The organism is Arthrobacter sp. UCD-GKA, from assembly GCF_001863355.1.
Lineage (GTDB): Bacteria > Actinomycetota > Actinomycetes > Actinomycetales > Micrococcaceae > Paeniglutamicibacter.
This window is the reverse complement of sequence record NZ_MOLR01000004.1, coordinates 639,412-662,851: the sequence shown is the minus strand read 5'-3', so window position 1 is coordinate 662,851 and position 23,440 is coordinate 639,412. Positions and strand designations below refer to the sequence as shown.

The following is a 23,440-nucleotide window of genomic DNA, read 5'->3' as shown; positions in this document are numbered from 1 at the left end:
CGAGTCGGACGGACTATCCGGGATTTTCTTCCGGTTGGCGCCTGAACGCCCCGAGGACCATCAAGGCGGCACCCGCGGTGACAAGGACGTCTGCGAGGTTGAAGGTGGGGAACCATCCGCTGTGCAGGAAGTCCACGACCCCGCGCCCGTCCAGCCGGTCAATGAAGTTCCCCAGTGCGCCGCCGAGCAACAGGGCCGCGCCCGTGCGGGAGAGCCCGGTCATGGCCGGTTCGGAGGCCAGCAGGAACCAGGACAGGGCCGCGATAATCAGCCCGGTCGCGGCCGCGACTGTCCAGGGCGGGAGGGATGCGCCGAGGCTGAAGGCCACCCCGGTGTTGTAAAACAGCCTGATGTCCAGCGGCCCCAGGCCCAGGGACTCGCCCACGGTCAGGTTTCTCTCCGCCACCCACTTCGAGACAAGGTCGGTGGCGGCGAGCAACGCCGCCCCGCCCAGCATCACGGTCCGGGACCGGGACCGGAAGTGGCCGGACCGCCCTCCTGTGGTCCGCTCGGCTGCCGCGCTCATGCCGCAGGCTCCAACACGGGGCCGGGCTGCCGGGCGTCAAGCTGGTTTTTCCGTGCTATCCGTCCGGCACGCACGCCGTTGGCGATGACAAGGATCTCGGCCAGCTCGTGGATCAGGACCACGGCCGCCAACCCGAGGATCCCGAACAAGGCAAGCGGGATCAGGAGGGCGATCAGCAGCAGGGACAGCCCGACGTTTTGCAGCATGATGCGGCGGGTCCGCCGGGCGTGGTCCAGCACCTGGGGCAGGTGGTTCAGGTCCTCGCCCATCAGTGCGACATCGGCGGTCTCGATGGCGACGTCGGTGCCCATGGCACCCATGGCGATGCCGGTGTCGGCCGTGGCCAGGGCAGGGGCGTCGTTGACGCCGTCACCGACCATGGCGGTGGGCCGGTTCGCCTTGAGCCGGCGGATGATGTCCGCCTTGTCCTCGGGGCGCAGATCGGCGTGGACCTCGGTGATGCCGGCGTCCTTCCCCAGGGCGTTGGCGGTGATGGTGTTGTCGCCGGTGAGCATCACTGTCGTGTAGCCGGACCGGGTAAGCCGGGCGATGACTTCGCGGGCTTCGGGGCGAAGCTCGTCGCGGACCGCCACGGCTCCCACTACCTGGCCGTCCTGTTCAATCAGCACCGCCGTGGCACCGGCCCGTTGCATGCGCTCCACATCCGCGGCCAGTTCACCGGGCTCGATCCAACCCGGGCGGCCCAGGCGCACCTTTTGCCCGTCGAGCAGGCCTTCCAGTCCGGCTCCGGGGACCGTGTCCACGTCGGTGACGTTGGCCCGGTCCGGGGTCGCGGCGAGGATGGCGCGCGCCAGCGGGTGCTCGCTGCGTTCTTCGAGCCCGGCGGCCAGCGCCAGCACCTGCGCCCGGGTCGCCGGGCCGGCGGTGGCGACGTCGATGACGGCCGGTTGGTTGCGGGTGAGGGTGCCAGTCTTGTCCAAGGCGATGGTGCGGATCCTGCCCAGGGTTTCCAGCGCCCCGCCGCCCTTGATCAGCACGCCGATGCGGCTGGCCGCACCGACGGAGGCCACGACGGTGACGGGCACGGAGATCGCCAGCGCGCAGGGCGAGGCGGCGACCAGCACCACCAGGGCGCGTTCGAACCAGAGCACCGGTTCCCCGACGATGAACCCGAAGACGATGATCAGGCCCGCGACGATGAGGATACCCGGGACGAGCCGCTTGGCGATGGAGTCGGCCAGGCGTTGGCCGGGGCCCTTGCGGGACTGTTCGGCCTCCACGATGTGCACGATGCGTGCCAGGGAGTTGTTCTCCGCGGTGCTGGTGACCTCGACCTCCAGCGGGCCGGTGCCATTGATGGAACCGGCCCAGACCTCGGTTCCCGGACCGGCTTCGACCGGCACCGATTCGCCGGTCAACGCCGAGGTGTCCAGGGAGGTGCGCCCGGTGACGATCCTGCCGTCCGTGGCGAGCCGTTCCCCCGGGCGCACGACCATCCGATCCCCGGGGACGAGTTCTGCCGGGGATACGGTGAACTGGGTGCCGTGGCGCAGCACCGTTGCCTCGGCCGGGACGAGGTCCAACAGGGCGCGCAGACCCCGCCGGGTCTTGGCGAGGGAATATTCCTCCAGGCCTTCGGAGATGGCATAGAGGAAGGCGAGCATCGCTGCTTCCTCGATTTGTCCCAGCAGCACCGCGCCCACCGCGGCGATCGTCATCAGGGTGCCGACGCCGATCTTGCCCCTAACCAAGCGCCGCAGCGTGGAGGGAACGAAGGTCCAGGCCGCGACCAGCAACGCGATGATTTCCAGCGGCAAGGTCAGCCACTGCGGGCCCCCGACCAGGGAAGTGATCCAGCCAGCCAGCAGCAGCACCCCGGACACGGCGGCGGCACGGACCTCTCTCACCTGCCAGAAGCCTTCCGCTTTCTCTTCGCCTGCCGTGCCGGGGGCCATTGTTTCGTCGCTGCAGCCGCAGGTGTCGCTCATCGGGCACTCTCCTGGATGGTGTCGTTTTCCCTGGCGGCGGTGCCATAGGTCGGGCACAGGCTCACCGCGTTGCCGGTCGCGGCCAAGAGGATTTCGGCCTGGGCCAGCATGTCCATGAGCTCGGGACGCGTCAGCGAGTAGTAGACACTGCGGCCCTCTGCGCGGCCCTCGACGAGTCCACAGTCCCGCAGGCAGGCCACGTGCGTGGACACGGTCGATTGGGCCAACCCCAGCTCATGGGTCAGTTGGCTGACCCTGACCTCACCATGCGCCATCCGCTTGACGATGGCGAGGCGGGCTGGATCGCCCAGGGAATGGAACAGGGCGGCTGCCGGGTCAAGCCCCTTGCAGCCGTCTTCACCGCTATATTCAATCGTCATACATCGATCATATCGTAAATTACGATATATCGAGTTTGATGAACGCAGTGGAGGCTTCCAGGGCACGCTCCTGACCTCGACTGACGGGAGCGTCGGGGGTCGAGAAGGCGTAGTCGGGCCGAATGCTGGATGCCGAGTGAGGTGGCTTTCACCCGACCTCGGAAATGGATCACTATACATTGGATCATGTACCGTGGTGTTTGATGAAAAGCGCAACCCCCACGCATACCTCGGCCTTGACGCAATTGGGCCACGCCCTGTCGGACGGGACCCGGACCCGGATCCTGTTGGCCCTGCGTGACGCCCCCGCGAGGCCCTCGGACCTGGCCACGGAGCTGGGCGTCTCCCGGCAGTCGATGTCGAACCAACTCACCTGCCTGCGCGGATGCGGACTGGTTGCGGCCCAGCCGGAGGGCCGCAACACCTGGTACCGGTTGGCCGACCCACGGCTCGGATCGGCCTTGGGTGATCTGCTGGAACTCGTCCTCACCGTGGACCCGGATTGCTGCACCCCCGAAGGATGCACCTGCCGGTGACGGGACAGCCGATCATCAGGGAACCGCATTCCTCCTTGCCGCGGTGCACCGAACAGCCGCGCCCGGCTACGGCCATTCCACCCCACACTCCCCACCCGTCCGGCCTGCCCTAGTGCACGCCGGCCACAGAACGGAACACCACGTGAGCACTCCCATCCCTCCCAGCACCCGATCCCCGAAGAAACCCAAGATCGTCGTCTGGATCCTGCTGGCCGCCGCCGTTGTCGCTGCGATCATCGGCTACGCCGTCGCCCAGGGAAACTCCAAGGCCGCTTCCCCCCAAGCAGCCGACGCCGCCACCACCGAACAGCAGGTCGTGCGGGAGAACAGCCGGGTGCTTTCCCAAGCACCAAGCGAGAAGGCGGTCCTGGTGGAGTTCCTGGACTTCGAGTGCGAGGCCTGCGGTGCGGCCTACCCGTTCGTCGAGGAGCTGCGCGCCGAGTACTCGGAGAACGTCACCTTCGTCCAGCGGTACTTCCCGCTGCCAGGGCACCTGAACTCCATGAACGCCGCCGTGGCCGTGGAGTCCGCGGCGCAGCAGGATGCCTACGAGCCGATGTACAAGAAGATGTTTGACACCCAGGCCCAGTGGGGCGAATCCGCCGACAACAAGAGTGCCCTGTTCCGCACCTATGCCGAAGACCTGGGACTGGACATGGCCGCCTACGACGCCGCCGTCGCCGATCCTGCCACCGAGGAACGCGTGAAGCTCGACGTCAACGACGGCAAGGCCCTGGGCGTCACCGGGACCCCGACGTTCTTCCTCGATGGGAAGATGCTCAATGTGCAGACCCTGGAACAGTTCAGGGCCGCCGTCGAAGCGACGGCCGCCAACTAATCCGCCGTCGCCAGATCCGGAAGAAGACTCCATGAGCACACCTGTCACCGCTGATCCCGTAGCCGGCCCCCGGGACCCGGCGATCCGGGTGCCCCGCTTCGCCCGCCCCCGCACCTTCGGCTTCGTGCTGCTGGTCACCGGGGCGGTGGGCTGGGTCGCCTCGGCCATCCTCGTCCTGGAACGTCTGGCCTTGTATGAGGACCCGGGCCACGTGACCAGTTGCGATGTAAACCCGTGGGTGTCCTGCGGGCGGGTCATGGGAACCTGGCAGTCGGAACTCTTCGGCTTCCCCAACCCGTTGATCGGCATCGTCGCCTTCGCCCTCATCCTGGCCACCGCCATGATGGTGCTCTCCGGGGCTGCCCCGGGGCGCTGGTACTGGGCCGGGCTGCAAGCCGGAGTGAGCCTGGGGATGGTGTTCGTTATCTGGCTCTGGAGCCAGGCCCTGTTCGAGATCTACATCCTGTGCCTGTACTGCATGGTGGTGTGGGCGGCGATGATCCCCTTGTTTATCCTGCTCACGGTCCGCAACCTCGTCCACGGCGTCATTCCCGCGCCCCGGGCCGTGACCAGGTTCGCCGCCGAGTGGGCAGGCACCCTCGTGGCCATCGCCTACGTCTTGGTCGCAGGGTCGGTCTTTCTGCGATTCCTGCCCGCTTTCATCGGCTGACCGGTCACCCAGACAATCGGGGCCGTCAACCGCATTTTCTGCCAACCCATGGAGAGCCTAGAGATGTCCGTCGAATTAAACTCCGTGGTGTCGTGCCCGTCGTGCGGCGTAGCCACTTCCGTTCAGATGCCGACCGACGCATGCCAGTTCTTCTGGGTATGCCCCGGCTGCGGGGAGCGTCTACGCCCAGCGGTGGGGGACTGCTGCGTTTTCTGCTCCTATGGAACGGTTCCCTGCCCACCCAAACAGCAGGAGCGGGGTCTGCTCTAAGCGGGATACACCGCGACTGGACGTAGCATGTCGAGAAACGGTCATTTGACGACATCCCGAACCTGTCGGCGACACGCCGCGGAAACCATGTCGGAAACCCGTGCCGGAAATCAACGTCGTCAAACCATGCAGCACCGGTATTATCGACACATGTTGATCGGATACGCGCGGGTCTCCACCGCCGACCAAAACCCTGACCACCAAACGGATGCCCTGGCCCGCGCCGGCGTCGACCCGGCAAACATCTACCTCGACCATGCCAGCGGTGCCAAGGCCAGCAGGCCCGAGCTCGACAAGGCCCTCGCCTCGGCCAACCGCGCCGGCGACCAGCTGGTCATCACCCGCCTGGACAGGCTCGGACGCTCGGTGCTCCACCTGGTGACCCTCGGTGCGGCCCTCCGCGAGCGTGGTGTGGGATTACGTGTCCTTGAGCAGGGCATCGACACCACGACCGCGGAAGGACGTGCGATGTTCGGAATGCTCTCCGTCCTGGCCGAACTGCAACGAGAACTCATCGTCGCCAACACCCGCGACGGACTCGCCGCCGCCCGCGCCCGCGGGCGAACAGGAGGAAGACGCCCGAAGCTCACCCCCGACCAGGCCCACCACGCCCAGCAGCTCTACGACGCGGGGACCCATACGGTCCAACGCATCGCCGACCTCCTCCAGGTCCCGCGCTCCACCATCTACGGGCACCTCGACAAGGCAAGCATCGGACGGCGCCCCACCGCCAAAGCGACCCTGGAGGCTTAGCGCTCAATCCGTCCCCATTACTACCAAGACCCCGGTTCCTGGGGGTCATCGATGATCAGGGCCCCATAGAGGGCACGTTCTCGTTGCATCTCCACGTGCGAGTGGTACCAGTAGGTGCCCGGGTGCGGCAACTTGAAATCATAGGGAAAATTCGTGCCGGCGCCGATTTCCTTTTGAGTGAGGCCCGGTACTCCGTCGGCATCATTACGCATTGCGAGCCCATGCCAGTGGATGCTGGTGGACTCGGTGAGTTTGTTGGTGACGGTGACGTTGAGCTGGTCGCCGACGGTGCCGCGCAGAGTGGGGGCGACGAGGGAATCGTTGTATCCCCACGTGGTGATGGCCCTCCCTGCCCGGGTTGTGGACAAAGGCCCCGCAGTGAGCGTTTGGCTGACGGTCTTGCCGGTGCTTACCCGCCGGGCTTCGTAAGTGGCGATGATCGGGTGGGTGGGCAGAATCCGAGCGGCTCCTGCCTTGGTAGGGAGTGTGGGTGTGCAGGCGGCTAGGGCTGCCACTGCGGTCGTTGCGATGGAGAGCCCGAGGAAAGAACGACGCTTTAGTTGTTGGGTCATGAATGAATCCTTTGAAAAGACGACTGCATAGGCAGGTAAGAGAATGGCTAGGTGCCAGCGCCCATGTGCACCGGTGGGGCAACAGGACATGGGCCTGCCGGTGGTGGATCTAAGGAATCCCGGATCCACCACCGGCAGGGTCAACTCTGATGGGCTGTTAAAGGTCCGCGAGTAGGTCCTGCATGTCTTTTATTTCGGATTCTTGGGAGGAGACGATGGTCTGGGCCAGGGTCACGGCGTCCGCGTTCTTGCCATCTGTGACCTCGGTCTGGGCCATCTCCACGGCACCTTCGTGATGGGCAATCATTTGGGTCAGGAACAGTTTGCTGGCTTCTGTGCCCTGGGCTGCGGTGAGTTTGTCCAAGTCGGCATCGGACATCATGCCGTCCATGCCATGGTTTCCGGCCCTGGTGGTCGGCTCGGACCATCCGGTGAGCCAATCGGTCATCTTTTGGATTTCCGGACCCTGCGCGGCCTTGATGTCCTGGGCCAACGTCTCGATCTTGGGGTCCATGCCGGTTTTGGCCAGCATGATGTCGCTCATCTCCACTGCTTGCTCGTGGTGGGGAATCATCATCTGGGCGAACATGGTGTCGGCGGAATTGTGCTCCACGACGGTGTTGGCCGCTGAGCTACTGGAGGTTGCCGAGGTGCTGTGGTCCATGCCCGGCATGTTCTCACCGGTCCCGGTGGAGCATCCCGCCAAGGCGATGACAGCGGCCAATGCGGTGGTTGAAAAGACTAAGAATTTCTTCACAAGGATCATTCCTTCGATAAAAGGGTTTCGAGAGGTAAACGGCGCCCCATGGGGCGTATGACTGAGGTCCTGTCGCTGAGGGGGCAGGGGAATTCGTCGGTTTACGTTCGAATGATCGAGAGCCGGGTCAACGAGGGAGGATCGGGAATCCGGCCCTTTGACTTGGGGCCCGGGATGCTGGTGAATGCGGTTCTCGGGTGGGCCCAGGTGAGTATCCCCGGCAGAGGAACGACCAGTAAATCCGGGCCAAAGGAGGGAACGCAGGTGTCGTGGCCGCCCATGGAGGCCTGACCGTCGGGGGATGACCCGCCGCAGGAAAATGGGTCACCTTGGTGGGCGGGTGCAGCCATGGTTGCGGTTGCCAACGGAGAGGCCGAGGGGAGGGCACTCGAGAACCCGTGGTGGTTCGGCGCCGCCGTATGCATGGTTGCTGTTGCTGTGCCGGCCATTGACGCCGGTTCCAGTGCATGGACTCCGCCAATCACGTGCATGCCAAGAATGCCCCCGATGATGGCCAGCACAACGGCCAGCCAACCGATCTTGGACAGAACAAACCCCGCGGAGGGCAGGTCATGGGGGTTGTGCACGGCGGGGTCCTTCCTTTGGATAGTCGCGATGATCGGGTTGTTGCGGATTTTACGCATACTGGCTGGGTTGCGCCTCGGTGCCAGAGTCAGCGGACGTCGGCCGGGTTGAGCTTGAGCCGGCGCAACAATTGGGCGTTCAGGGCGACCACAATGGTCGACAGGGACATCAGGACCGCGCCGGCGGCAGGGGAGAGCACGATCCCGGCAAACGCGAACACCCCGGCCGCCAGAGGCACGGAAATGATGTTGTAGCCGGTGGCCCACACCAGGTTCTGCCACATTTTCCGGTAGCTGGCATGAGAGAGATCCACCATGGACAGGACAGCCCTCGGATCGTTACCGGCCAACACTACCCCCGCCGATTCCATCGCCACGTCGGTGCCGGCACCGATGGCAATGCCTACCTCGGCACGGGCGAGGGCCGGGGCGTCGTTGACGCCGTCACCGACCATGGCCACCTTCAGCCCGCGGCCCTGCAGTTCAGCGACCTTCTGGTCCTTGTCCTGTGGCAGGACCTCGGCGAACACCTCATCGATGTGAAGTTCGGCGGCGACGGACTGGGCCACCTGGCGCGCGTCCCCGGTGATCATGGCGACCTTGATGCCCCGGTTCTGCAACGCCTGGACGGCCTGTCGGGACTCGTCCCTGACCTTATCCTCCAGGGCGACAGCGCCGATTACGGCTCCGTCGCGAATCACGTGCAACACCGAGGCACCCCGTTCCTTCCAACTTCTGGTTGCTACGGCGATGTGATCGGGCTCGGTCAGATTCAGTTCCGCCAATAGGGCGGGCCCGCCCACGGCGAGGCTCGAGCCGTTGATGGTTGCCTGGACCCCGATGCCGGTCATGGAGCGGAAATCCGTGGCCGTCGGCACGGATGCACCCGTGAGTTGGGCGGCATTCACGATGGCGCGGGCCACGGGGTGTTCGCTGTCAGATTCGACGGCAGCGGCGAGGACCAATAGGTCATTGGTCGACAGGCCCTGGATCGCTTCCACAGCGGTGAGGGCAGGTTCTCCCTTGGTCAGGGTGCCGGTCTTGTCGAACAAGACCACGTCGATGGTGCGCATCCGTTCAAGGGCCATCCTGTTTTTGATCAGGACCCCGGCCCGGGCGGCCCGCTCGGTGGAGATGGCAATCACCAGAGGGATGGCCAGCCCCAGAGCATGCGGGCAGGCAATTACCAGGACCGTCACGGTACGGGTCACCGCATCCGGGATACTGCCCAGCAGTGACCAGACGATGAAGGTGATGACACCGGAACCTGCAGCAAAGTAAAACAGGAACGCAGCGGCCCGGTCGGCCAGGGCCTGAGCCCGGGAGGTGGATGACTGGGCTTCGGCCACCAGCCGCTGAATCCCGGCCAGTGCGGTGTCGTCTCCAATAGCGGTGACCCTCAGGCGCAGGGAGCTATCAGTGGCCACTGTCCCGGCCACCACGGGATCTCCCACGGTGCGGGAGACGGTTTTTGACTCCCCGGTGATCATCGACTCATCCACCTCGGCGGAGCCCTCGGTGATCAGCCCATCTGCCGGCATCCGCGCCCCTGAACGCACCAAGACAATGTCCCCGGAAACCAGCTCTGCGATGCCGATGGTTTCGGTGCCGCCATCGATGACCCGCTCGGCTTCATCGGGGAGCAGCGCCGCCAGCGCATCTAGGGCCCCGCGGGCCGAACCCAGCGCCCGCATTTCGATCCAGTGCCCCAACAGCATGATGGCCACTAGCAGAGCCAGTTCCCACCAGAAATCCAGATCGAAACCGCCAAGACCGAGGCTCGTCACCCAGGAAGCGATGAACGCCACGGTGATGGCCATGGAAATCAGCAGCATCATGCCCGGCTGCCGGGCCTTGATTTCTTGCCAGCCGCCCCTCAAGAACGGTTGCCCGCCATAGAAGAAGATGACAGTGCCCAATATGGGTGCAATCCATCTCGATCCGGGGAATTCTGGCGCAACGTATCCCAGAAGATGCCCGACCATGGGACTGAAGTACACCACGGGAATGGACAGGGCCAGGGTCAACCAAAAGCGGTTTTTGAACATGACGGTGCTGTGCCCGGCATGCTGACCCTGGGCGTGGACCGCATGGTCGTCATGGTCCGTGCCCCCGTGCCCCATGGCCGAATGATCCATGCTCGGCATCGTCTCTTGGTGGAGGTGCCCCTTGCTGTGCTCTTCCATGATTCTCCTTGCTCAGTGCGGACCCGGCAGGTGACTGGACTGTTCGCCAATAACATCCCAAACATACCCCTAGGGGGTATGTTTGTTCAAACGGTAATTCCTTGACGGCGGCCTCGACATTCGCTCGATGCAGTTGCCGCCTGTGAGCGACTACTGGAAGGAGTGGTGATAGGTGTGGATGGGCGTCCCGTCCTTTGAATATCGTTCTTCCACGCGTTCCCAGCCAATCTTCGTGTAGAACCTTCCCGCGCCCTCGGCTCCTGCCGTGGTCACGAGCTCGGCCAGAGATGCCTGGTCCGCCTCCGCACGTTCCAGGAAGTCCTCCACCAGGAATCGTCCGATTCCCTCACCCCGCACTGTGGGCAGCACCACGAGTGAGGTGATCACGGCCGTTGCCGGTCTGGGGACGGACCCGTCATCCGGGCCGTTGTTGTGCCCCATGATGCGGCGCAGGTAGGGTCGGGCACGGGTACGCAGAAAATGAAATAGCACCCGCGGACGAAGGCATAGCGCCACCAGCCCCGCGCGCAGCAGGCTCCACTTATGCTGGTGCAGGACGTCGGCGACGTGGTGGATTTGGTTGGTTGAACCGATCAGGAAACCCACTTGCTGCCGTGGGGCATCGATGGTTACCGCGACGAGGGCCACCCCATACTGTTCGGTCAGAAAGGTCTGCATCCACCGCCGCACGAAGCGTTTGCCCAAATGGGGGAAAAGCCCCTCGGGTAGATATCGGATCATGTCCGAAGCCATCAATTGCAGGTCTTCTTCCGTGGCCTGCCTGATGAGAACGGGAGATCGAGTGCTGGGAAATTTCGGTTCCATCTGGCTCATTTGGTTTCCTCGGTGAGGGTGGTGCCGTCGTAGGTGAACTTGACCAGTCCGCGGTCCATGGCCATCCAGACGGAGATGTTTCCATCCGCGGTTCGGGTGGCGCCCATGGCCGCCGGTTGGTCGACCTCGGTACCGGTTCCTTTCCAGGAAAGCCCGGCGTCGAGACTCAGGTGCACGCTGCCTTCGGGTGTGACGCCCACGATGGTCATCGGATCCGCGAACGCGGCCGTAAGGAGCCGGGGTCCTCCGTTGGGGGCAGACCAGGTTTTTCCGCTGTCCAGAGAGCGCCACACTCCCTCCTCGGTGGTGGCCAGGACCACGGTACTCTCGGGGTTTCCCACCAACGCATAGGGAGTTGGTGACATGGGACCGATATCCGACCATTTTCGGCCATCAACGGTTGAACGGAGGTTCCCGTCGTAGCCGATGATCAGGTCGTTGGTCACGGTCAACGCATGAAAGTCGGATTCCCCCTGCAACGAGAGGGGTGTCCAGGATTTTCCGCCGTCGGTGGATTTCGTCAGTCCCAGGGGATTTGGCAGATCGGTGCCCGGCCCGGGATGCCCGGAAGCGTAGAAGGTCCCATCCGATGCGGCGGTGAATCCCATGAGGTCTATCGTTGGGCCGATCTTTTGGGGAACGGTATCGGTGGCGTCAAAGAGGCCGTTGTGGGTGGCGAGCAGGACGCGTTGGGTTGATTCTTCGATAGTGATGGCGTGGATGTGGCCATAGGGGTTGGCCGGGGGCGGTGCGTCGGCGCTTGAACTCTGGGGCTCACCGCACGCGGCAAGCCCCAGAGTGGCGAGCGCGGCGATGGCCGTCGCAGACCACCTTCGGGTACGTCGAAGTATGGGCAGGGTGGAAGACATGGTTCTCCAAGGAAAAAAGAGCAAAGTTGAGCCTGCCGGGGCGAGTTTTTTGGGTGCCCCACACGCACATAATGCGTGGATGGGGGCAGCGGACCGCTAACCAAAAGCGTCGATCGGGTCGGCAAATGTTACTCGTTGGGCAGAAGTGGTTTTCCCAAGGCGCTCATCGCCGATTCGTGGTGTCGTTCAAGATCCGGAGTCACCACAGCAACTACGGATGTGGGGTCGGTGACGACAGGACAGGTGGCCCTGCGCGCGGGCACCTCGGGGGAGCCAAGGACGGCGCTAACATGGGGGCTACTCTGCCGAAAAAGGGCACGAAAAAGGGGATGCCTGGCCTGGGGTGAGGCACTGCTCTTACGTACGACTGATCGAAAGCTGAACCAGTGAAGGTGTTGTGTGGGTGCGACTTTGCGGAATCCAGGTCACCGGTGGGGCCGATAGCCCACGTCCGGGGACCGGCCGGAAGGCCCGGGAAATCAGGTGGAAAAAGATTCCACCGAGAGACAGCGCAAGGACACACAGGCCGAGCGCAGCCGATTCTATGCCGTTCAACGAATCGACCGCAAGAGATGCGGGGGACTCGTCTATCAGGGTGTGCTGCCCCAGAACCGACTGGTGGGTCAGGTCCGGTGAGGAATCAGGAATCGACTGGTGGGTGACAGCACTGGGGGAACTATGGGTTCCGTGCGGCACCTGGTGATCCACGCCGAGGATGTGCATCGCGAGCAGGCCAAGGACCAGCGCCACCATCAGGAATGCAGGGCGAAACACTGAGGGCAAGATTGCTCGTCGTTTGTTCACGGCGGGCGTCCTTTCCTGGAAGTGGTTTCTGAGCTGCTGATGTGGTGGTTCGGTAACGTAGATAGGATTCAGGCCACACCGCGAAAAACGTGGTGCCTTGAGCGGTATGGTAACCGTCGAGACCCGTGGCAGGATCGCAGCTGCTGCTGCCGTCGCCGCGTTAACGCCGACAAATGCCGGGTCGGTGAAACCCTGAGCTTGTACCCGGCTGCCCCATGTGCCTCCGAATCATTTTACGCGCGCGGGCACGCGAATGAACAATCACGCAGCGCAATTGCCCATCACCATAGTGGTTGGGGTCTGTGGCTCCGAATCATCCTTCAGAGGTCAGTTAATCCGAGCCCTTTGTCGTCGAGGCAGAGTGAGCGTTTTCCTGCCGGGGTCCCAACGGAGCGCCGGCACGTGCATGCCGGCCCTTTGACCGCCGGCATGGTGCGCCACACGAAGCGTTGCATTTTGTTGAACGAACCGAAATCCAAGACTGCGCCATCGAGTTTGGGAGCCAGGTCGCGGCTGACGCTGAGTAAGATTTCCTCGCCGCCCGTCCGGTTCCCCACATCGAGGGAATCGCTCCCTGACCAGCCCGGGCCACTAAGTAAGCAGCGAACGAACTTCTTCGGTTCCGACAGAGAGAAGTACAAGCCCTGTCCGCGACAACCTCCGGTCCCCTGGTAGCAATGCAGCAACCCACCGAACGCCACGATCATCGTTAAGGCCTCCCAGGTCACTACGAAGTTGCCGTGCCCGGGGACACTCGCCGACAGGACCTGCCCAGTCCTTGGAGTTGACATCTGACCGGCTTCCTTAGCGATGGCCGGCATGCGTGGACAATTCACCGTCGACCACACCGTCGTCTGTCGACGTGATGGCTTTGAGGACTACGTCGTCGAGTTTCGGGAGCGCATGCCCAAGCCGATGCTCGGCATCCTTGATGATCCCCTCAACACTCGAGAGCTCCGCATCGGCGACAACGATGGTTGCCGCGCCCTGCAGACGATGCCCTACCCATCGCAACTGCAGCCGTGACACGGACAAAATGCCGGTCGTGCCCTCAAGAACGCTCTGCGCACGGGACACCAGATCGGGTTCGATGCCGTCCATGAGCCTACGGCCAATGCTTTTCACCGTCCCGAAAAGCAGAACAATGATCGCCACCGAAATCAACAGACCAATGATCGGGTCAGCCAGCGGGAAACCGAGCATTACACCCACGGCACCGAACACCACGGCGAGGGACGTGAACCCATCTGTGCGGGCATGCACGCCATCGGCGACGAGCGCGGCAGATCCAATTTTTTGCCCAACACGGATGCGGTACACCGCCACGATCTCGTTGCCAGCAAATCCGATCACGCCGGCCGCGAGCACCCACCACAGATTTTCCAGCGGTTGCGGGTTGAATAGCCGCTCGATCGACTGCCATGCGGCCAGAACCGCGGACAGTGCGATGACCACGACGATGAATAAACCGGCAAGGTCCTCGGCCCGCCCATATCCGTATGTGTATCGTTTCGTGGCCACGCGGCGTCCCAGAATGAAGGCAATCCACAACGGCACGGCGGTCAGCGCATCAGAGAAATTGTGGATGGTGTCCGCCAGCAGCGCCACAGAACCGCTGATCGCCACCACAATGACCTGCAAAACCGTGGTGGCCAGCAAGATCACCATGCTGATCTTCAAGGCACGGACGCCTTCCCTGCTCGCTTCCAAGGCATCGTCGATGGAATCGGAGGAATCATGTGTGTGTGGCACAAACAGCTCAAACAACCACCCCTTGAAACCCGAGTGGTTCTTGTGAGTGTGTCCGGCGTGGTCATGGCCATGAGGTTCGTGGGAATGGCTGTGGTTCTCGTGGCCATCGTAGGAGTGGTGGCCGGGCTGCTCGGTGGTGCTCATGCCGTGGCCTGCTCCGCGCGGTGGTGTGCTGGCACTCCGCCGAGTGCGTGCTCGGCCTGATAAATAGCGTCGACCACCAGCTGCCTAGCATGTTCGTTTTCCAGCCGGTACATGACTTTGGTGCCGTCCTGGCGGGTGGAGACCATCCGGGCCAGTCGCATCTTAGCCAGGTGTTGTGAGACCGCGGCCGGGGACTTGCCCACCGTCTCGGCCAGCGCACCGACTGCCATTTCACCGTCGCGAAGGGCAAGGATGATCCGCACCCGGGTGGCATCGGCCAGCATGGAAAAGACCTCCACCGCCAGCTCCACGTATTGGCTGTCGATATCCAGCGAGCAAACTCTATTATCTGCATTCATACGCATATTATGACATTAAATGGTCAACACGCCTCCATCCACCCTGTGGTTTGGATTGAGGCTCTGTCTGCGCTCACCGCGCGGATCCGGTAGAGAAAATTAGATTAAAAGAAAGAAACAGGGTCTCCGGTTGATCCTTGCGGATCGGCCGGAGACCCTGGAAAGCCTGTGTTTTAGCCCTTGAGGGTGTAGTACCCGTAGAGAGGGTTACGCGTAACATCGTGGAGAAGAGTGTCCGTTGTTGGATTCTGCGCACCGATCATCTTGCCGCCACCGAGATAGATGCCGACGTGGCCACCACCGTTCTGGAAGACCAAGTCTCCTGGCTTCGGGGAGCTGGTGCGCACGAACTGGCCCGAGGCGCGGATGGCCGAGGTGCCCCGGGCGATGTCGATGCCGTGTTTCGCGTAAACGTACTTGACGAAACCCGAGCAGTCCCATCCCGCCGGAGTGTTGCCGCCCCAAACGTAGGGAACGCCCCCGTATTTGGCCGCCGTAGCAGCAATGCCCGAGAGATTCGCGGTATTCATCGAGTCGCTCTTGGGCTTCGGAGCCGTGGCTTCCGGTGCGCTGTCTCGGTTCGAGCGGGTGACCGGGGCGTAAGCATCTGAATCGTTGCTGGAGCGTGTCACCGGGGCGGTGTCGTTGGAGGGCGTTTTCGTTGCGGTGTCGTTGGAGCGTGTCACCGGGGCAGTGTCGTGGGAGTGTGTTTTCGTTGCGGTGCTGCTTGGCGCAACTTTCTTGGCCACGGCAATCACTACGGGAGCTGGTGCCGGCTTGGAGGTGAACGCTGCGCGCTCGATCGTCAGGTCTTTGCTCTGCTGCGCAGGGACCGAAACGGCCTTGACGGCGACGCGCTCTGCGGATAGGCCTTCAACGGGAACGGCAGTTGCTTCGCGGGAAACATTTCCCTGAGCTGCCGGAACACCGAGGGTCAGTACGAGACCTGATGCGGCTGCAATAACTGCTGCCTGGCGGCCAACCGATCCAGCGTTCGAGGCGACTGCCTTCGAGATGGATTCTAGCGGGTTGGCCCGAACTGCGGTCGCGCGGTGGCGGCCTAGTGCTTGACGTGTAGTCACGTAGAAATACCTCTCCTGATGCCTGCGAGGTGAGCTGTCGGGTTCGAGTGGGAGTCACTCGGCAATCCGGTCCCTAGACCGAACTACTTAACCCCAAGGCTTCCTGTGTGGAAACCGAAAGTGGGTCCCCCGCCACTGCCAAACGAGTTTCAAACGGACACCGTGGGCTGGCAGTGCTCGGCACTTCCCGCGGCGGCGAGCAGGGTTGTTCCCGGGTCGTTCGCTTAGGATATAAGAAGCGTATCCAAAAGTCACGTTTTGATTACGAAATGATGACGGTCATCGTTATATTTAGCCCTCGGGGCACACCCATTTGCCGTTAGTAATGGCTTCAAGGCGGACATGTGGGCCATGTTTATCGCCGGTCTAGATCCCAAGGGTGGGAGAGCGAAGATCCGCTGTCAGTCAGGAAGTTTTGTTGTTGCTGCTGTTGTGGCGGCCCTTTCGCGGAGAATCGAAAGGATCTCGGGTCGATAGCGTTGCTGCACGCGATGTTTGGTTCCCTTCTGCATCTCAGCGATCAGCTTGCTGATCGATTCGGCGTGCCGAAATTCCCCGCCCGCAGCGAAAAAAGCTCTCAGCCAAGTTCCCTTGTCTAGGGGATAGCCACCAGCAGTGAAAGCGCGGATCAGTTGAACGACAGCGGCTTTACCGTTCCCGGTCGATAGTCGGCCTTGGGGGCCAGCGGTACAGCGGTGGGCGCTAAGCATGTGATGGTGGTCCCGGGCTGGGTTCATCTGGTGCCAGAGTCGTCTGCACTCCACTGGGGAATCAGTGATCACTGGCTTTTGACGGATCCTGCGTTTTGGCCAAGGTGACGGTAGAGCGTCGCGCGACTCCACCCGACCAAACGTGCCGCGTCTTCGGCGGTGCGTCCCTTCGCACGGGCGTCCTTCGCGATCGCGAGCTTGTCCGCGATCACTGCCGGGTCGGAGAGTGGCCGGCCGAACCGGGTGCCTGATTGACGCGCCGCGGCGATCCCGGCATTGACCCGCTCCACGATCAGCTCGCGCTCGTACTCGGCCAGGGAAGCCAGCAGGTTCAGCATCATCCGCCCGGTCGAGGTGGCCGGGTCGATCCCGTCCGAAATGGACCGGACGTTCACGCCGCGTTCGCGCAGCAGGTTCACGGTGTTCAGGACATCGACCAGGGACCTCCCCAGCCGGTCGACCCGCCAGACCACCACGGTGTCCCCGGCCTCGGCGTATTCCAGGAGCTTCTTCATCCCGGGCCGATCGACCGCGTTCCTGCTGCCGGAGGTGACATCGGCGAACACGTCGCGTTTCTGCACCCCGGCAGCGACCAGTGCATCCAGCTGCAACGTCGCATCCTGGCTCGAGGTGCTCACCCGTGTGTATCCTAAATGTCTCATCTCGACATTTTGGCTCAAGAACCCCTCTGCGACAACTGCGTGAGACGTTTTACAGTAAGACGACTTTTTGGAACAAAAGGCCTCCCGCGAATGAGCCACCGCCGATCGACGAAAACGGTGCCGTGCGCATGTCTTAGAAACCTTTAGGTTTTCAAGACGGTGGTTTCCCGGCTTATCCGCTCAATAACTGTTGTCCGTGGCTGCAACGCCCATCACTCTTTGCTGACTTGGCGGGTGGTGGTCGGCGCGTTTGGTGCCCTCACCACTGCCCGGAACCGGACGGTTCATGGGCCGAGTCCTAAAGTACCTGGATCCGGATGAAAACCAGGAATCGGTGCCCGTTAGCGATGTTGGAATCGTGCGAGCGACCTGTGCCAATGAGGTGAGAACCTAGGTACCTACTGTTCCGGAGATTTCCTTCAATGCCGCCTGAAGCCTGGCGTCGGCTTCGTTGGCGACCTCACGTGTCGCATCGCTCTGGCTGAGCTTGACCATGGTTTGCGGGTCGAAGGCCTCGATGGTGGTTTCCGTGGCGGCGGGAGCGCGACGTACGACGACGTTGCACGGGAGCAGTGCGCCCAGCTGCGGTTCGGCGGTGATGCCGCGTTGGGCCAGTTGCGGGTTGCAGGCCCCGAGAATGATGTAGTCCCCCACGGAGGCCCCGGCCTCCTGGCCCAGCTTTTGGGTGAAGGTCGCCTTCACATCGATCTCCGTCAGGACACCGAATCCCTGTTCTGCCAGGGCGCCGCGTGTCCGTTCGACGGCGTCTTGCCAGGACAGCGGGACGGTGATGGCGTGGGTGTAGGTCATGGCGGTTCTCCTCGGGTCGTGGTGTGGAGGCGTGCCGAGCGCGACTGCGTGCTCCGCCACGGCAGGGGACCTCGGTTCTGTGGCCATGCTACGGGTTGGTGTGGTCGCGCGGAAGTGTTGCCAGGGTATTGCCCGCAGGGGTCGGCCGGGGATGCGGTGGGTGCGTTTCATACATGCGGATCGCGACGATCAGCCCTGCGGCTGCACTGAGTGCCGCGGCCATCCAGACGCCGGCGTTGAGCCCGAACAGGTCGGCGACGATCCCGCCCAGGATAGCACCGACGGCATATCCGAGGTCGCGCCAGACCCGGTAGACGCCCACCGCGCGTCCCCTCCAAGCGGGATGGGCGACGTCGCCCACGGCGGCCAGCAGCGTGGGGTAGACCATGGCGGTTCCCGCGCCGAGCAATACGGTTCCCGAGGCCCAGGCACCAAAGCCGTCCCCGAGCGCGATGATCGCCAGGGCTCCGGCCTGGACCAACATGCCGGTGGTGATGAGGTGTTTGCGTCCGATCCGGTCCGAGAGAGCACCGGTCGCCATTTGGCCGATGCCCCAGACCCCGGGATACAGGGCGAAAAGCAGGCCGATCTGGCCCATGCTGAGATCCGCGGTGGCGAACAGGAGGGGGAACAGGCCCCAGGAGAGTCCGAAGTTCAGGTTGTTCACCAGGCCGGCCAAGCTCGCCGAGGACAAGGCCGGTTCCCGGAAGCTGGTCAGGGAAAAGATTTGGCCGTTGGCTAGGTTGGCGTCCAGGCCATGCCGGGCGGAGGCGCCCCGGGCATCCATGTTTCCGGCATCCAGGAGGGCATGTGGGTGGGTCTCCCGGACGAAAAGGCCCGACAGCAGCAGTGCCAAGGCGGTGTAGGCGATTCCCAAGAGGAAGGGCGCCGGACGCAGTCCGTACTGTTCGGCGTGGTATCCGGCCAGCAGGGACGTGGCGGCCACGGCACCGTAGCCAGCGGCCTCGTTCAGTCCCATGGCCAGGCCGCGCTGGGCCGGGCCTACCAGATCGATTTTCATGATGACGGTGGTCGACCAGGTCAGGCCCTGGTTGATGCCCAGCAGAACGTTCGCGGCGATGACCCAGCTCCAGTCCGGGGCGAAGATGAGCATGAGCGGCACCGGGATGGCGAAGAGCCACCCGGCCAGCAGCACGGGCTTTCGTCCGTAGCGGTCCGAGAGGGTCCCGGCGAACCAGTTGGAGGTCGCCTTGGCGATCCCGAAGGCCGCCACGTAGGCAAACAGGAACGTGTATCCGCTCAGGCCGAACTCGGCGTGGGCGAGCAGTGGCAGGACGGTTTGTTGCTGTCCAACCATGCCCCCGACCAGCGCGTTGACCGCGACGAGCAGGGTGAACTGCGCCGCGTTGGCGCGCAAACCCAAGATGGGGAGCGCCCTGGTGGTGGACTGCTTCATGCTCGGTCTCCTGGTGTGCTGGGGCTGAAAGGCCGGACGGCGATGAGCCGGCGGTTAGTGGGCTTCGGTTGCCGGGGTGGCGGCAGGGGGTGTAAGCGATTTACGCCGCAGGGGGCAGGCGGGGATCACGAACCAGCACAGCGCCGCAACCGCCGCGGCTGCGCCGGCGGTGAGGCCGAGAATGAGGTTGGCCGGGGAGGGCAGTTCCTGGACGAGGACGAAGACGCCCATGACCAGGACGAAGAAGCCAAAGCCCTTGCGCAGGGCCGCTTCGGGGATCCGTCCGGCCAGCCGGGCTCCCAGGAAGGAACCGAGGATCGCGGCGGCCGTGACCCCGCCGACCAATGCCCAGTCCAGGGAGACGGTGGTGAGGTAGCCGCCAAGTCCGGCGAAGGACTTCATGGCGATAACCACCAGCGAGGTACCGACCGCGACGGGCATCGACAAGCCACCGAGCAGGGCGAGTGCCGGAACGACGAGGAAACCGCCGCCGGCGCCGACGAGCCCGGTGACCAATCCCACGACCAGGCCCTCGAGGATGACCTTGAGCACGGGGAGTTCACCGTCGTGGGCCACGGTGGTGTGGTTCTTGCGGCCGCGGATCATGGCCAGGGAGGTGGCGACCATCATGAGAGCAAACGCGATCATGAGGATCGTTCCGGGAATATGGCCCCCGAGCAGGCCGCCGCCGAAGGCCCCTGCCATGCCGGCAGCCCCGAAGACCAGACCGGTACGCCATTTGACGCGCTTCTTGCGGGCGTGGGTCACCGCGCTGACGGCGGAGGTCGCGCCGACGACGAAGAGCGAGGCGGCGATGGCTTCCTTGGGGTTCATGCCTGCAACGTAGGTGAGGATCGGGACGGTGAGGATGGACCCGCCCCCGCCGAGCAGGCCGAGCGAGAGCCCGATCAGCACCGAAAACAGGAGGGTGAGTACGAGGGTGAGGGTCATGGAGGTGGCCTTGTCTGGGGGAGGAAGGGCGGAGGGCGTGCGGGTTAGCGCCGGTGCGTGGTTTTAGGTGACGGGCAGGCCGGCACGTTGCCAGGCGGTCATGCCGCCGGCCATGGTGTCGGCGGTGAATCCGGCCCCGGTGAGGGCATCGGCGACACGGGCGCTGCGGTTGCCGCTGCGGCAGATGACGATGACGGGGCGGGTCCGGTCGATCTCCCCCAGACGGGTGTTGAGCTCGCCCATGGGGATGTGGAGGGCGCCGGGGATCATGCCCTCGGTGATTTCGAAGTCTTCGCGGACGTCAAGGAGCTGATCCGTGGCACGTCGCTGGTCGGTGTCGGTGATGGTGATTTCGGGCATGGTCTGCTCCTTCGGGGGCGTGTTCAAGGGGTATGTGGGTGCTTTCCGGGCCCGGATCAACGCGACCCGGGCCCGGAAACCGGGTGTGTGCTAGGACTTCTTGGGGGGAAGCTGGGCGAGGACCGATGCACGGGTCGGCTCGTTGCCGGTCTTGTTCCACGGCATCTTGGCCAGGGCCTTGCCCATGGCGCAGGTGTTGGTGGCCGCGGAGAAGGTCAGTCCCGCCCCGATGACCCCGGCAACGGTGCGGATCTGCGGGGACAGGAACTTGCCCCCGGCCAGGCCGGCGATCACCAGGGAACCGGCGGCCATGCGCACCTGGCGTTCCAGGTCCCAGCGCTTGGAACCTTCCACGGTCCGGCCGCCGGCCTGCTTGTAAGCCGGGACGCCGCCGGCCAGGACATGGGCGTTGCCGAATCCCACTGACGCGAGGTTGGTCTTGGCTTCGGTGGCGCGCACGCCGGATTGGCAGACCAGCACCACCTTGGTGTCAAGCTTGGCCGCGAGTTCCTCGGTGTGTTCGGCCAGCAACGGGAGGGGGACGTTGTAGGAGCCCAGGATGTGCAGGGATTCGAATTCGGCGGCTGAGCGCACGTCAAGCACCACAACGTCGGAGCCAGCTGCGATCCAGTCCTTGAGTTCTTCGGGGCTGGTGGTCTGGGGAATGGGGTTCATGGCTTGTGGGCCCTTTCTGCCGGGCATGGCGCCCGGCCGGTCCCGCATCCGGAAAGGGGGATGCGGGACCGGGAATACGTAGAATTTATTGTTGAGGGATGGGCAGTGGAGAACCTAGGCGTTCTGCATTTGCTTCCAGTCGGCCCAGCCGGCGTAGCTGCCCTCGAGCTCGACGATGTCGAACCCGGCCCGGCGCAGGGCGGAGGCGGCCACGGAGTTGCGCACCCCGGACTGGCAGAAGCTCACGATCACGCCGTCGGCCGGAAGCTTGTCGGTGTGCCAGAGCACCCGTCCGGCGTTGAGCTGTTCGGAGCCGGGCACGTGTCCGGCGGTGTGCTCGGTCTTGTTGCGCACATCCAAGACCATGGCCGCATCGAACCCTGCCAGGTCGGCCGGGGAGATCGTGCGGGGCACGTAGACCGGCAGGCCGTCCAGGGAAGTGATGTATCCGGCAACCTTGTCGATACCCACGCGGATGAGGTGGTCCCACATCTCCATGGCGCTCTCGCTGTCCGGAGCCAAGAGGACCAGCGGGCGCTGGTCCGTTTCCGGGTCCACGGCCCAGGCACCGTAGCTTGCGGCTTTGGTGCCGGCGGGGATGTTCAGCGCCCCGGCAACGGTGCCCTCGTGGACCTGGGTGTGGGGGCGGGTGTCGACCACGCCGATGTCATCCGCGGCCAGGGCGGTCGCGACGTCTTCGGTGACTAGCTCGGCCAGCGGTGTGCGTTCGCCCAGGACAGCCGGGCCCTGGCGGTTTTCGCGCTTCATCCGGCCAAAGTAGGCGTGTGCGTCGGGCTGCCCGTCAAGCAGTGCCTCGACGAACCCCGCCTCGTCGCCTGCCGCGAGGTAGGGACCCCACCATGCGAAGCTGCGCTCATACCCGACGGTGGAGGACGGGATGGCGCCCAAGGCCTTGCCGCAAGCGCTGCCGGCGCCGTGGCCCGGGTAGACCTGGACGTAGTCAGGCAGGGTCAGGAACTTGTTCTTCAGCGAGACGAAGAGGTCGTGGGCCCCGGCGAAACGGGTGTCGGTACCGCCGGCGGCCTCGTCGAGCAGGTCCGGGCGGCCCAGGTCCCCGGAGAAGACGAAGTCGCCCGAGAGCAGGAAGCCCGGCTTGTCACTGAAGGCGCCGTCGGTGACCAGGAAGGAGAGGTGTTCAGGGGTGTGTCCGGGGGTGTGTAGGGCGGTGACGGTGATGTTTCCCAGCGTGATGGTGGACTGGTCAAAGAGGCGTTCGGCTTCGAATTCGTATTGCCAGTCCGGCCCGCCCTCGCCCGAAACGTAAATCTCCGCGTCGGTGGCGGCGGCCAGCTCCCGGGTGCCGGAGAGGTAGTCGGCGTGGATGTGGGTCTCGGTGACGGCGGTGATCTTCATGCCGTTTTTTGCGGCAAGGTCCCGGTACACCTGGATGTCGCGCCGGGCGTCCACCACGAGGGCCTCGCCCTTGGCCTGGCAGCCGATGAAGTAGCTGGCCTGTGCCAGGTCCTCGTCATAGATTCGTTCGAGAAGCATTGGTTCTCCTTGTGGTTGGTCAGTTTACCCTTCATACCCCTGGGGGTATCCGGTTCACAGGCAACAATAATACCCCCTGGGGTATCCGTCAAGTCGTTCACGGATGCACAAAAAAGCGGCGATCGACACCATCGGGAATGGTGCCGATCGCCGCAGGCGCATGCGAGGCTGGGCCTAGCGGCCCAAGAGGCGCGCGAAGAAGCCGCCTTTCTTGCCGGACTCCTTCGGGGCATTTGGATCGCAGGAGCAGCGCTCGCTCCGCGGCACGTGGGCCATGACCTGCTTGACATGCTGGCCACATCCGGCCCAGGTGGTTTTCTGACACTTACGGCATTTGGTCGCACGGCACATATGGTGACTCCTTGCGTCTGGGGTTGTTGATGGAGGCTTGGCCGCCCCCTCTGTATTCGAGTATGGCATATACCCAGGGGGGTATCGAGAATCACTGCCATTGATACGCTAAGGAAACCCCCGGGGG

The 23,440-nt window shown here is 63.9% G+C and carries 26 protein-coding genes and 1 riboswitch; of the genes, 5 read left to right on the top strand and 21 right to left on the bottom strand.

Going from position 1 to position 23,440, the window contains the following annotated elements; translation table 11 throughout:
• Positions 1-13: 13 nt before the first annotated feature.
• The 3 genes from lspA to BLJ79_RS09265 are packed head-to-tail and all read right to left on the bottom strand — an operon-like array spanning position 14 to position 2,855.
• Entirely contained in the window at positions 14-526 is a 513-nt protein-coding gene (lspA, locus tag BLJ79_RS09275; RefSeq protein WP_071214408.1) for a signal peptidase II, read from the bottom strand.
• Entirely contained in the window at positions 523-2,475 is a 1,953-nt protein-coding gene (locus BLJ79_RS09270; RefSeq protein ID WP_071214407.1) for a heavy metal translocating P-type ATPase, read from the bottom strand. The genes lspA and BLJ79_RS09270 overlap by 4 nt, the downstream gene beginning before the upstream one ends.
• Positions 2,472-2,855 (bottom strand): ArsR/SmtB family transcription factor, encoded by a 384-nt coding sequence (locus tag BLJ79_RS09265; protein ID WP_071214406.1) that lies wholly within the window; start codon positions 2,853-2,855, stop codon positions 2,472-2,474. The genes BLJ79_RS09270 and BLJ79_RS09265 overlap by 4 nt, the downstream gene beginning before the upstream one ends.
• 203 nt (positions 2,856-3,058) lie before the next feature.
• On the opposite strand from BLJ79_RS09265, the gene BLJ79_RS09260 reads away from it, so the two are divergent.
• The 5 genes from BLJ79_RS09260 (at position 3,059) to BLJ79_RS09245 (ending at position 5,922) form a co-directional block, all read left to right on the top strand.
• Entirely contained in the window at positions 3,059-3,391 is a 333-nt protein-coding gene (locus BLJ79_RS09260; RefSeq protein WP_071214405.1) for an ArsR/SmtB family transcription factor, read from the top strand.
• Positions 3,392-3,533: 142 nt separating this feature from the next.
• Positions 3,534-4,229, top strand: a complete 696-nt coding sequence (locus BLJ79_RS09255) for a DsbA family protein (RefSeq protein WP_071214404.1) — start codon at positions 3,534-3,536, stop codon at positions 4,227-4,229.
• A gap of 31 nt (positions 4,230-4,260) precedes the next feature.
• Positions 4,261-4,899, top strand: coding sequence for a vitamin K epoxide reductase family protein (locus BLJ79_RS09250; RefSeq protein ID WP_071214403.1), 639 nt, complete (start codon positions 4,261-4,263; stop codon positions 4,897-4,899).
• Positions 4,900-4,947: 48 nt separating this feature from the next.
• Positions 4,948-5,169, top strand: a complete 222-nt coding sequence (locus BLJ79_RS23705; protein ID WP_425570053.1) for a GDCCVxC domain-containing (seleno)protein — start codon at positions 4,948-4,950, stop codon at positions 5,167-5,169.
• A gap of 150 nt (positions 5,170-5,319) precedes the next feature.
• Positions 5,320-5,922: a recombinase family protein gene (locus tag BLJ79_RS09245; RefSeq protein WP_071214402.1), complete on the top strand. Its 603-nt coding sequence runs from the start codon at positions 5,320-5,322 to the stop codon at positions 5,920-5,922.
• A 20-nt stretch (positions 5,923-5,942) separates the two neighbouring features.
• Here the strand turns inward: BLJ79_RS09245 and BLJ79_RS23550 are convergent, their stop codons facing one another.
• The 18 genes from BLJ79_RS23550 to BLJ79_RS24055 form a co-directional block, all read right to left on the bottom strand.
• Positions 5,943-6,494, bottom strand: a complete 552-nt coding sequence (locus BLJ79_RS23550; protein WP_071214401.1) for a multicopper oxidase domain-containing protein — start codon at positions 6,492-6,494, stop codon at positions 5,943-5,945.
• Positions 6,495-6,651: 157 nt separating this feature from the next.
• Entirely contained in the window at positions 6,652-7,260 is a 609-nt protein-coding gene (locus tag BLJ79_RS09235; protein WP_071214400.1) for a DUF305 domain-containing protein, read from the bottom strand.
• Between the two features lie 92 nt (positions 7,261-7,352).
• The gene (locus BLJ79_RS22870) at positions 7,353-7,838 is read right to left on the bottom strand and encodes a DUF6153 family protein (RefSeq protein ID WP_139194791.1); all 486 of its coding nucleotides are present in this window, start codon (positions 7,836-7,838) and stop codon (positions 7,353-7,355) included.
• A gap of 86 nt (positions 7,839-7,924) precedes the next feature.
• On the bottom strand, positions 7,925-10,021 hold the full coding sequence (locus tag BLJ79_RS09225; RefSeq protein ID WP_071214398.1) for a copper-translocating P-type ATPase: 2,097 nt from the start codon (positions 10,019-10,021) through the stop codon (positions 7,925-7,927).
• Between the two features lie 150 nt (positions 10,022-10,171).
• A complete protein-coding gene (locus tag BLJ79_RS09220) occupies positions 10,172-10,855 on the bottom strand; it encodes a GNAT family N-acetyltransferase (RefSeq protein ID WP_286135320.1) in 684 nt (227 codons plus the stop codon).
• On the bottom strand, positions 10,852-11,724 hold the full coding sequence (locus tag BLJ79_RS09215; RefSeq protein ID WP_071214397.1) for a F510_1955 family glycosylhydrolase: 873 nt from the start codon (positions 11,722-11,724) through the stop codon (positions 10,852-10,854). Before BLJ79_RS09215 ends, BLJ79_RS09220 begins: the two co-directional genes overlap by 4 nt.
• A gap of 357 nt (positions 11,725-12,081) precedes the next feature.
• Entirely contained in the window at positions 12,082-12,528 is a 447-nt protein-coding gene (locus BLJ79_RS22865; RefSeq protein ID WP_139194790.1) for a DUF6153 family protein, read from the bottom strand.
• A gap of 804 nt (positions 12,529-13,332) precedes the next feature.
• Positions 13,333-14,424: a cation diffusion facilitator family transporter gene (locus tag BLJ79_RS09205; RefSeq protein ID WP_071214395.1), complete on the bottom strand. Its 1,092-nt coding sequence runs from the start codon at positions 14,422-14,424 to the stop codon at positions 13,333-13,335.
• On the bottom strand, positions 14,421-14,783 hold the full coding sequence (locus BLJ79_RS09200) for an ArsR/SmtB family transcription factor (protein ID WP_071214394.1): 363 nt from the start codon (positions 14,781-14,783) through the stop codon (positions 14,421-14,423). The genes BLJ79_RS09205 and BLJ79_RS09200 overlap by 4 nt, the downstream gene beginning before the upstream one ends.
• Positions 14,784-14,956: 173 nt before the next feature.
• Complete coding sequence (locus BLJ79_RS09195; RefSeq protein WP_071214393.1) at positions 14,957-15,865, bottom strand: C40 family peptidase; 909 nt, start codon at positions 15,863-15,865, stop codon at positions 14,957-14,959.
• A gap of 5 nt (positions 15,866-15,870) precedes the next feature.
• Positions 15,871-16,031, bottom strand: a riboswitch (cyclic di-AMP (ydaO/yuaA leader).
• Between the two features lie 612 nt (positions 16,032-16,643).
• Positions 16,644-17,237 carry a recombinase family protein gene (locus tag BLJ79_RS09190; RefSeq protein WP_071214392.1) on the bottom strand — a complete coding sequence of 198 codons (594 nt, stop codon included), beginning with the start codon at positions 17,235-17,237 and terminating at the stop codon, positions 16,644-16,646.
• A 390-nt stretch (positions 17,238-17,627) separates the two neighbouring features.
• The gene (locus BLJ79_RS09185) at positions 17,628-18,047 is read right to left on the bottom strand and encodes a DUF302 domain-containing protein (RefSeq protein ID WP_071214391.1); all 420 of its coding nucleotides are present in this window, start codon (positions 18,045-18,047) and stop codon (positions 17,628-17,630) included.
• A gap of 88 nt (positions 18,048-18,135) precedes the next feature.
• On the bottom strand, positions 18,136-19,464 hold the full coding sequence (locus tag BLJ79_RS09180) for an MFS transporter (protein WP_071214390.1): 1,329 nt from the start codon (positions 19,462-19,464) through the stop codon (positions 18,136-18,138).
• A gap of 54 nt (positions 19,465-19,518) precedes the next feature.
• Positions 19,519-20,415: a sulfite exporter TauE/SafE family protein gene (locus tag BLJ79_RS09175; protein ID WP_071214389.1), complete on the bottom strand. Its 897-nt coding sequence runs from the start codon at positions 20,413-20,415 to the stop codon at positions 19,519-19,521.
• A gap of 63 nt (positions 20,416-20,478) precedes the next feature.
• Positions 20,479-20,775, bottom strand: coding sequence for a rhodanese-like domain-containing protein (locus BLJ79_RS09170; RefSeq protein WP_071214388.1), 297 nt, complete (start codon positions 20,773-20,775; stop codon positions 20,479-20,481).
• A 90-nt stretch (positions 20,776-20,865) separates the two neighbouring features.
• Positions 20,866-21,450, bottom strand: coding sequence for a rhodanese-like domain-containing protein (locus tag BLJ79_RS09165; RefSeq protein ID WP_071214387.1), 585 nt, complete (start codon positions 21,448-21,450; stop codon positions 20,866-20,868).
• Between the two features lie 114 nt (positions 21,451-21,564).
• On the bottom strand, positions 21,565-22,962 hold the full coding sequence (locus BLJ79_RS09160) for an MBL fold metallo-hydrolase (RefSeq protein WP_071214386.1): 1,398 nt from the start codon (positions 22,960-22,962) through the stop codon (positions 21,565-21,567).
• Between the two features lie 174 nt (positions 22,963-23,136).
• Entirely contained in the window at positions 23,137-23,313 is a 177-nt protein-coding gene (locus BLJ79_RS24055) for a DUF8730 family Cys-rich protein (protein ID WP_022876877.1), read from the bottom strand.
• Positions 23,314-23,440 lie beyond the last annotated feature (127 nt).